Origin of the sequence: Rhodococcus sp. CX, assembly GCF_015865005.1 — a bacterium.
Lineage (GTDB): Bacteria > Actinomycetota > Actinomycetes > Mycobacteriales > Mycobacteriaceae > Rhodococcus.
This window is the reverse complement of sequence record NZ_JADZGH010000197.1, coordinates 34,578-42,598: the sequence shown is the minus strand read 5'-3', so window position 1 is coordinate 42,598 and position 8,021 is coordinate 34,578. Positions and strand designations below refer to the sequence as shown.

The window sequence follows — 8,021 nt, the reverse complement described above, 5'->3', positions numbered from 1 at the left end:
ACGAAAAAATACCCCAGGTGAGAGACCGTATTCGATCTCTCACCTGGGGTTTGGTGGAGCTGCCGGGAATCGAACCCGGGTCCTCCGCCGCCTCACCAGGGCTTCTCCGTGTGCAGTTCGCTAAGCCTCTACTTGGATCTCCCGGTCTCGCGAACAAGCCGAGATGACGATCCCAGTCACTGTTTGATGTCCCGCCCGACTCCGTGACCGAGTCGAACGGTAGAGCTCCCTAGTCGATGCCAGGATCCGGGTCGAGAGCAAACCCGGGCTGACAGAGACGCGATCGCTGATCAGGCAGCGAGGGCGTACTCGCGCTGAGTAGACTCGGCGCTTAATTGGTTGCAATGACGCTTACGGTGGTCTCTTGCCTGCACCGACACGCTTCCCCTAGTTGAACGTACGCAGTCGAAACCGTTCAGCCCCGTACGTACCTGCGACCTTCGCAGGACTACCGACTATAACGTCCGATTCGGGTGCTGTCATTCCCATTTTTCGGTGCGTTCACATGACGCGCCTCACAGCAGTTGGAGCGCCTCCCGGCAGTCGGCTTCGACCAGCTCCCTGTTCAGCGCGGCGGCGACGCTCGCTCCGGCCGCGGCGCTGACGATCAGATTCGCCATCGGATCGACGACGTTGCCGGCCGCCCGCACACCCGGAACGCTGGTGGCACCCTGCGCGTCGACCGCCACGTAACTGCCGGCCGGGGTGTCGGTCCGCGCGCACCCCAGTTGCCGCAGCACCGCGTCCCGCGGGGTGAACACGAGCGCCCCGCCCACGAACAACCGCGCCCGCTCGAGCACCCGGCCGCCGGCCAGGGTGACCTCGATGTCGTCGGCGCCTCCGGCGACCGAGACCACCGGGCCGTCGACGACCACGACGCCGCGGGCCTCGAGCCGTTCGAGTTGTTCGCCGGTGAGATCGGTCTCGGTGCGGTCCCAGCCGCGGACCAGCGTCACGTCGTCGGACCACTGCCGCAGAAGGAGCCCCTGGTGGGCCGCCATGTCCGGGGTGTTCGCCAGGACCGCGACGGGCCGGCCCTGCACCTCCGAACCGTGGCAGTAGGGACAGTGCACGACCGTGCTGCCCCACCGCTGCGCGAGTCCGGGGATGTCGGGCAGTTCGTCGGCGAGTCCGGTCGCGACGAGCAGCCGCCGGGCGGTGACGGCGCCACCGTCGTGGTCGACGACGAAGCCGTCGTCACCGGCTCGGACGCCGCGCACCCGGGCGTGTTCGATGTGGCCGCCGTAGCGCCGGACCTCGTCGCGGCCCGTCGCGAGCAACTCCGCCGGCGACCGGCCGTCGAATCCGAGATAGCCGTGCAGGTGCGCGGCGGGCGCGTTGCGCGGCGTGCCGTCGTCGAGGACCAGCACCGACCGGCGGGCCTGTGCGAGGACGAGTGCGGCATTGAGACCGGCGGCGCCGCCGCCGAGGACGATCACGTCGAATTCCATCCACCCAGCCTCCCAGCGGCCAACAAATGCGGCAATGTTCTTTGCCGTATCGGCAACGGGAGGTCATGCTGGACGCATGGACCTCACCGCCCGCCTCGCCGCGATCGGACCGCGCCTGAAGGCGTTGCGCCAGGACCGGGACATCACCTTGCAGGACCTGTCCGACGACACCGGCATCTCCGTGAGCACCCTCTCCCGGCTCGAGTCGGGGCTCCGGCGGGCGACGCTCGACCTGCTGCTGCCCATCGCCATCGCCTACCGGGTAACGCTCGACGAGCTGGTCGGACCGGAGGTCGGGGATCCGCGGGTGACGGCCCGGCCGCGCACCGTCGGTTCGATGACGGTCATCCCCCTGACCAGGCAGCCCGGCAATCTGCAGGCCTACAAGATGATCCTCACCCCCGACGACGCACTACCCGAGCCGCGCACGCACGAGGGTTTCGAGTGGTTCTACGTGCTCTCGGGGCGTCTGCGGCTGATCCTCGGCGACCGCGAGCTCACCATGAGGGCCGGGGAGGCGGCCGAGTTCGACACTCGCATCCCGCATTGGCTGGGCCCGGCCGACGACCGCCCCGTCGAACTGCTCACGCTGTTCGGTAAGCAGGGCGAACGCATCCACCTGCGGGCCAGCAGCCGCGGTGCCGGTTCCACGCGAAGCTAGTGCGCAGCGACGTTCAGCTCGCGAATGTGATCATCGCGACCGCCGCGACCGCCAGCACCATGCCGATCCGTCGATCGGGGCCGACGCGCTCGCCGAGAACCGTCGTCGCCAGCAGCACCGTCGCCGCGGGGTAGAGCGCGCCGATCACGCTGACCATCGACAGCATGCCGTGCTGGAACGCGAACATCAGCGCCGCATTGGCGACGACGTCGAGCACCGCCACGCCGGCGATGAACGGCCACAGCTGCCGTGGTGGCCGCAGCAGCATCCCGGCGCCCAGCGCGACTGCGCCCACCACCACCGATGCCGTCAGCCGCGCCATCGCCAGCGGCCACAACCCGGTTCCCTCGGGGACCTGATTCATCGCCACGAACATCAGGGCGAAGGTGAGCCCGGACGCGAACGTCAGCCACGCCACCCGAGCGGTGAACCGCGGGTGCGCGCTGCCGCCGACGTCCTCGTCGGATTCGCGGCTGACCAGGACCACCGCGAGCAGTGCGAGCGCGATACCGGCATAGGCGAGCGGGCCCGGCCGCTCTCCCAGCACGAGCCCGACGAGCACGGGTATGCCCGCCACGAGCAGCGCGGTCACCGGAGACACCACGGACATCGGTCCCTCGGCGAGCGCCTGGTAGAACCACCAGATCGCCACCCCGCCGGCGACCCCGGCGACCGCACCCCACGCCAGGGACGAGAGGGTGATCTCCCCACCCACCAGCGGGGCCACCGCGAGCACCAGCAGCAGCGACAACGGGTACGACGCGACGACGAACCGCAGCGCTGCGATGCGCCGGGAGGCGACACCCCCGACGAAGTCGCTCACGCCGTAGCCGACCGCGGCAACCAGAGCGAGCAGGACCGCAGTCAGCGGCGCATTCCCTTCACGCGGCGGCCGAGCTCACGCGTGACCTCCCGCTCGGCGGTGCGACGCGCGATGTCCTGACGCTTGTCGTAGTCCTGCTTGCCCTTCGCCAGGGCCAGTTCGACCTTGACCTTGCCGTCGGAGAAGTACATCGACAACGGCACCAGCGTCTGGTTGCCCTCCCGGGACTTGCCGACGAGCGCGTCGATCTCGCGGCGGTGCAGCAGCAGCTTGCGGGTGCGTCGCGGCGCATGGTTGGTCCACGTGCCGTGGCCGTACTCGGGGATGTGCAGTCCGCGCAGCCACACCTCCCCGTCGTCGACGGTCGCGAACGCGTCGACGAGCGAGGCCTTGCCCTCGCGCAGGCTCTTGACCTCGGTACCGACGAGGGCGATGCCGGCCTCGTAGGTGTCGAGGATGGTGTAGTTGTGGCGTGCCTTGCGGTTGGTCGCGATGACCTTCCGGCCCTTCTCCTTCACGTGCAGGCCCTTCCGGTCCACGAGCGATCGAACAGAACACCGTCCAGCATAGGAACCTCCGGCAACCGGTTATTCACGCACGTACAGGCGCAGCGTGACGTACGCGGTGATCGCGGCCATGCCGACCCCGACGATCACGAGGATCGGCGAGACGAGCACCACGTCGCTGGTGGTGATGCGGGCGACGATGTTGGCGTCGTACACGTCGGCGAGCACATCGTCGACGAAGGCGCTCTTCGCGGTGAACAACGCCGCGATCGCGAGCACCGCGCCGATCACCGCGGCGACGACCGCTTCGAGCAGGAACGGCAGCTGGGTGTACCAGCGGGTGGCGCCGACCAGGCGCATGATGCCGACCTCGGTGCGGCGGGTGAACGCCGCGATCTGCACCATGTTCGCGATGAGCAGGATCGCGGCGATCGCCTGCACCACCGCGATCGCGAACGCCGCGTTGCGGACACCGGAGAGCACGCTGAACAGCCGCTCGACGAGGTCCTTCTGATTGAGCACGCTCTCCACGCCGGGCCGGTACCCGAACTCGTCCTGGATGATGCCGAACCGGTCCGGGTCCGACAGCTTCACCTTGAACGACGCCGGGAAGCTCTCCGCGCTGACCAGTTCGGCCAGCTCCGGCTGGTCCTTGAAGACACGTTCGGTCGCGTCGGCGACGGCGTCCTCACGGTTGAGGTACTGCACCGACACCACCGACGGCGTGTTCTCCAGGTCGCTGCGCAGGGTGCGGCAGATGTCCTGTTCGCAGTCGGGGTCGAGGGTCGAGACGTCGTCGGTGAGGAACAGCTGCACCTCCACCCGATCGAGGAAGATGCTCTGGGTCTTGTCGGCCATCTGCACGACGAGCAGACCGGCACCGAACAGGCCGAGGGAGATCGCGGTGGTCAGGATCATCGCGACGGTCATGGTGAGGTTGCGGCGCAGGCCGGTCACGACCTCGCTGAACAGGAAGCTTGCTCGCATCGGGTGGGAAGTCCTTCGGTTGCCGGGCGGTCGAGAGCTGGGGGCCGGCGCCTGCTAGCGGCCGACGCCGTAGACGCCGCGCGCTTCGTCGCGGACCACCCGGCCGAGGTCGAGTTCGACGACGCGCCGGCGCATGGAGTCGACGATGTGGTGGTCGTGGGTGGCCATCAGGACCGTGGTGCCGGTGCGGTTGATCCGTTCGAGCAGCATCATGATGTCCTGGCTGGTGTCGGGGTCCAGGTTGCCGGTCGGCTCGTCGGCCATGAGCACCAGCGGACGGTTCACGAACGCCCGGGCGATCGCGACGCGCTGCTGTTCGCCGCCGGACAGTTCGCCGGGCAGCCGGTCCGCCTTGCCGGAGAGACCCACCAGGTCGAGGACCTCGGGCACCGTGCGTTCGATGATGGACCGGGGCTTGCCGATCACCTCGAGGGCGAACGCGACGTTCTCGGCGACCGTCTTCTGCTGCAGCAACCGGAAGTCCTGGAACACACAGCCGAGGGACTGCCGCAGCTTCGGCACCCGTCGCCCGGAGAGCTTGTTGACGTGGAAGTCCGCGACGTGGACGTCGCCGGACGTCGGTGTCTCCTCGCGCAGCAGCAGTCGCAGGAACGTCGACTTGCCCGAGCCCGACGGTCCGATGAGGAACACGAACTCGCCTTTACCGATCTCGACACTGACGTTGTCCAGTGCGGGACGGGTGGACGTCTTGTACGACTTGGACACATTCTCCAGGCGGATCACGACGCCATGCTAGCTGTTTGTTACCGGATGGTGACCTACTGGCCTGGAGCGACGGTGGGTTCGGTGGTGTTCGCGGTGGTGGTGTTACCGCTGTCGCCGCCCTCGAGACCGGGGATGCCGGGGAACTCGGGCAGACGGAACCGCGGCGTCTCCGTCGTCGTGGGCGCGGTCGTGGTCACCGACGGCTCCGGGACGGCCGGTACCGAGGTGGGGGCGCCCGTGGTGGTCGTCGGCGTGGTGGACTGCGGCACGGTGGTCTCCGCGGTCGTCGCGGGCGTCTCGGCGGGCGCCACGAACGGCACGTACGGCGTCTCCGAGATCACGACCGCACCCGGCTGTGCCGGGACCGCCGGTTCCTCGTCCTGGTTGAGATAGAGGTACAGCATCCACAGGCCGAGCCAGGTCACGCACATCGCCACGGTCGTGGTGCGCATTCGGCCGCCGAACAGCTTGGGCGGGATCTTGATCTGCGGTCGCGTCTTCCCGGCCGCGGTCTCGTTCCCGGCCGCGGTCCCGGTGGTCGTCACCTTGCCGGTCGTCTCTTTGGCGGGTGTGGCCGGCTTCGCCCGATCGCCGGTCTTGTTCGCGTCGCTCATGCGTCCACCTCCTCCGCCCGGTTGACGACGGACACGGTGTCGAGTTGCGGTGTCACCGTGATGCCCTTGCGTCTCAGTGCGGCGGCGATGCGTGCCCGCAGCGCGCGGCCCACCTGGAACTGCTTGCCAGGCAGTGTCCGCGCGACGACCCGGATGCTGACCTGGTCGACCTCGAGGCTCTCGACACCCATCACGCTGGGTTCGTCGAGCAGCAGTTCCCGCAACTTCCCGTCCTTGTAGGCGGCGACACCCACGTCGTGCAGGATCTCGTTGACCTCGGAGATGTCCGCGGTGACCGGCACCGGCACGTCGATGACCGCCCGCGCCCAGTCCTTGGACAGGTTGATCGCCTTGTTGATCTGGCCGTTGGGCACGATGATCACCTCACCGGCCGAGTTGCGCAGCCGCGTCACCCGCAGCGTGACGTTCTCGATGGTGCCGACCGCGTCCTGTGAGGAACCGGTGACCGAGATCTGCACGGTGTCGCCGAACCCGTACTGGCGTTCGGTGATGATGAAGAATCCCGCGAGGATGTCCTGCACGATGCGCTGCGCGCCGAAGCCGAGCGCCGCACCGAGCACGGTCGCCGGCGCGACGAGACTGCCGATCGGCAGCTGCAGGTAGTCGAACACCTTCAGCGTCGCCACGATGTAGACGAAAGTGATGACCACCCACCGCACGACCTGGGCCACCGAGTGCCGGTGTTTGGATGCCTCCGACCGCACCAGGTCGTCCGACTCCTGGTACTTCTCGTCGATGTTCCGGGTGATCCGGTTCCCGACCCAGCTCACGAACCGGGCGATGATGACGGCGCCGAGCACCGTCAGGGCGATCAGCAGGCCGTTGGTGGTCAGCCAGTCGAGCAGCGTTCTACCGGGAAACAGAGGGAGACCTCCCTGGGGTCTGTGAAGTGTCGGGTCGAGCGATTACCGGGTCGGGCGGTTACTGGTTCTGGTTCTCGCGCATGCGCCAGCGGATGCCTTCTTCGAGAAATCCGTCGATCTCACCGTCGAGCACCGCCGACGGATTGTTGACCTCGTACTCGGTGCGCAGGTCCTTGACCATCTGGTACGGGTGTAGCACGTACGAGCGCATCTGGTTGCCCCACGAGCTGCCGCCGTCGCCCTTGAGCGCGTCCATCTCGGCGCGCTCCTCCTGACGCTTGCGTTCGAGGAGCTTGGCCTGCAGCACGCGCATGGCCGAGACCTTGTTCTGCAGCTGCGACTTCTCGTTCTGGCAGGTCACGACGATGCCGGTGGGAATGTGGGTCAGGCGCACCGCGGAGTCGGTGGTGTTGACGGACTGGCCACCGGGACCGGACGACCGGTACACGTCGACGCGCACGTCGTTCTCGTCGATGTCGATGTGGTCGGTCGTCTCGACGACCGGCAGGACCTCGACCTCGGCGAAGGAGGTCTGGCGACGTCCCTGGTTGTCGAAGGGGCTGATGCGCACGAGGCGGTGGGTGCCCATTTCGACGGACAGCGTGCCGTACGTGTAGGGCGCCTTGATCGCGAAGGTCGCCGACTTGATGCCGGCTTCTTCCGCGTAGGACGTGTCGTAGACCTCGACGCCGTAACCGTGCTTGTCGGCCCAGCGGATGTACATGCGCATGAGCATCTCGGCCCAGTCGGCGGCGTCGACACCACCGGCACCGGCCCGGATGTTCACCAGGGCGTCGCGCTGGTCGTACTCACCGGACAGCAGGGTGCGCACCTCCATCGCCTCGATGTCGGCGCGCAGCGCCGCGCGTTCGGCGTCGGCGTCGGCGAGCGCGGCCGCGCGGTCGTCGCCCTCCTCGCCCTCGGCGAGCTCGTAGAGCACCGGCAGGTCGTCGAGCCGCGAGCGCAGCTCCTCCACGTCGAGGACCGTTTCCACGGTCTCGAGGGTGGTCGCGAGCTCGGCCAGGTCTGCGGAAACATCGGGATGCACGATTTCCAAGGTTACCGGCTAGCGTTCTGGGCATGACCACCGACTTCACCGCCGACCTGGACCTCGCCCTGTGCATCGCCGACGAGGCGGACGCCGTCACCCGCGCCCGCTTCGGTGCGCTGGACCTCAAGGTGAGCGACAAGCCGGACCTGACCCCGGTGTCGGACGCGGATCTCGCGGTGGAGCGACTGGTCCGCGACGTGCTGGGTGCCGAGCGGCCGGCGGACGCGGTGCTCGGCGAGGAGTTCGGCGGCGACGCGGTGTTCTCCGGCCGCCAGTGGGTGGTGGACCCGATCGACGGAACCAAGAACTTCGTGCGCG

General features: G+C 68.2%; 10 protein-coding genes and 1 other RNA gene. 2 read left to right on the top strand and 9 right to left on the bottom strand.

Features of this window, described 5'->3' with window-relative positions:
* Positions 1-51: 51 nt before the first annotated feature.
* Both ssrA and I0Q12_RS21195 read right to left on the bottom strand, forming a co-directional pair.
* Positions 52-423: a transfer-messenger RNA gene (ssrA, locus tag I0Q12_RS21200) on the bottom strand.
* Positions 424-515: 92 nt separating this feature from the next.
* On the bottom strand, positions 516-1,451 hold the full coding sequence (locus I0Q12_RS21195; protein ID WP_197254347.1) for an NAD(P)/FAD-dependent oxidoreductase: 936 nt from the start codon (positions 1,449-1,451) through the stop codon (positions 516-518).
* A gap of 76 nt (positions 1,452-1,527) precedes the next feature.
* Between I0Q12_RS21195 and I0Q12_RS21190 the strand changes: the two genes are divergently transcribed.
* Complete coding sequence (locus I0Q12_RS21190; protein WP_197254345.1) at positions 1,528-2,112, top strand: helix-turn-helix domain-containing protein; 585 nt, start codon at positions 1,528-1,530, stop codon at positions 2,110-2,112.
* Between the two features lie 13 nt (positions 2,113-2,125).
* On the opposite strand, the gene I0Q12_RS21185 is transcribed toward I0Q12_RS21190, so the two are convergent.
* The 7 genes from I0Q12_RS21185 to prfB form a co-directional block, all read right to left on the bottom strand.
* Entirely contained in the window at positions 2,126-2,968 is an 843-nt protein-coding gene (locus tag I0Q12_RS21185; RefSeq protein WP_197254421.1) for a DMT family transporter, read from the bottom strand.
* Positions 2,969-2,976: 8 nt separating this feature from the next.
* Positions 2,977-3,453: an SsrA-binding protein SmpB gene (smpB, locus tag I0Q12_RS21180; protein WP_197254419.1), complete on the bottom strand. Its 477-nt coding sequence runs from the start codon at positions 3,451-3,453 to the stop codon at positions 2,977-2,979.
* A 69-nt stretch (positions 3,454-3,522) separates the two neighbouring features.
* Complete coding sequence (gene ftsX / locus I0Q12_RS21175) at positions 3,523-4,428, bottom strand: permease-like cell division protein FtsX (RefSeq protein WP_197254343.1); 906 nt, start codon at positions 4,426-4,428, stop codon at positions 3,523-3,525.
* A gap of 54 nt (positions 4,429-4,482) precedes the next feature.
* Positions 4,483-5,172, bottom strand: coding sequence for a cell division ATP-binding protein FtsE (ftsE, locus tag I0Q12_RS21170; protein ID WP_197254341.1), 690 nt, complete (start codon positions 5,170-5,172; stop codon positions 4,483-4,485).
* Between the two features lie 35 nt (positions 5,173-5,207).
* A complete protein-coding gene (locus I0Q12_RS21165; protein ID WP_231611142.1) occupies positions 5,208-5,768 on the bottom strand; it encodes a hypothetical protein in 561 nt (186 codons plus the stop codon).
* Positions 5,765-6,622 (bottom strand): mechanosensitive ion channel family protein, encoded by an 858-nt coding sequence (locus I0Q12_RS21160; RefSeq protein ID WP_231611151.1) that lies wholly within the window; start codon positions 6,620-6,622, stop codon positions 5,765-5,767. The genes I0Q12_RS21165 and I0Q12_RS21160 overlap by 4 nt, the downstream gene beginning before the upstream one ends.
* A gap of 88 nt (positions 6,623-6,710) precedes the next feature.
* Positions 6,711-7,700, bottom strand: coding sequence for a peptide chain release factor 2 (prfB, locus tag I0Q12_RS21155; protein ID WP_197254339.1), 990 nt, complete (start codon positions 7,698-7,700; stop codon positions 6,711-6,713).
* A gap of 32 nt (positions 7,701-7,732) precedes the next feature.
* Here prfB and I0Q12_RS21150 point away from each other — a divergent pair.
* A partial coding sequence (locus tag I0Q12_RS21150; RefSeq protein WP_307846389.1) for an inositol monophosphatase family protein occupies positions 7,733-8,021 on the top strand: 289 nt, incomplete at its 3' end.

Excerpts from the sequence above, each read along its gene's own strand:
- I0Q12_RS21165 (WP_231611142.1), bottom strand. The coding sequence starts at position 5,768 with ATGAGCGACGCGAACAAGACCGGCGATCGGGCGAAGCCGGCCACACCC.
- ftsX (WP_197254343.1), bottom strand. The coding sequence starts at position 4,428 with ATGCGAGCAAGCTTCCTGTTCAGCGAGGTCGTGACCGGCCTGCGCCGC.
- I0Q12_RS21190 (WP_197254345.1), top strand. The coding sequence starts at position 1,528 with ATGGACCTCACCGCCCGCCTCGCCGCGATCGGACCGCGCCTGAAGGCG.
- I0Q12_RS21195 (WP_197254347.1), bottom strand. The coding sequence starts at position 1,451 with ATGGAATTCGACGTGATCGTCCTCGGCGGCGGCGCCGCCGGTCTCAAT.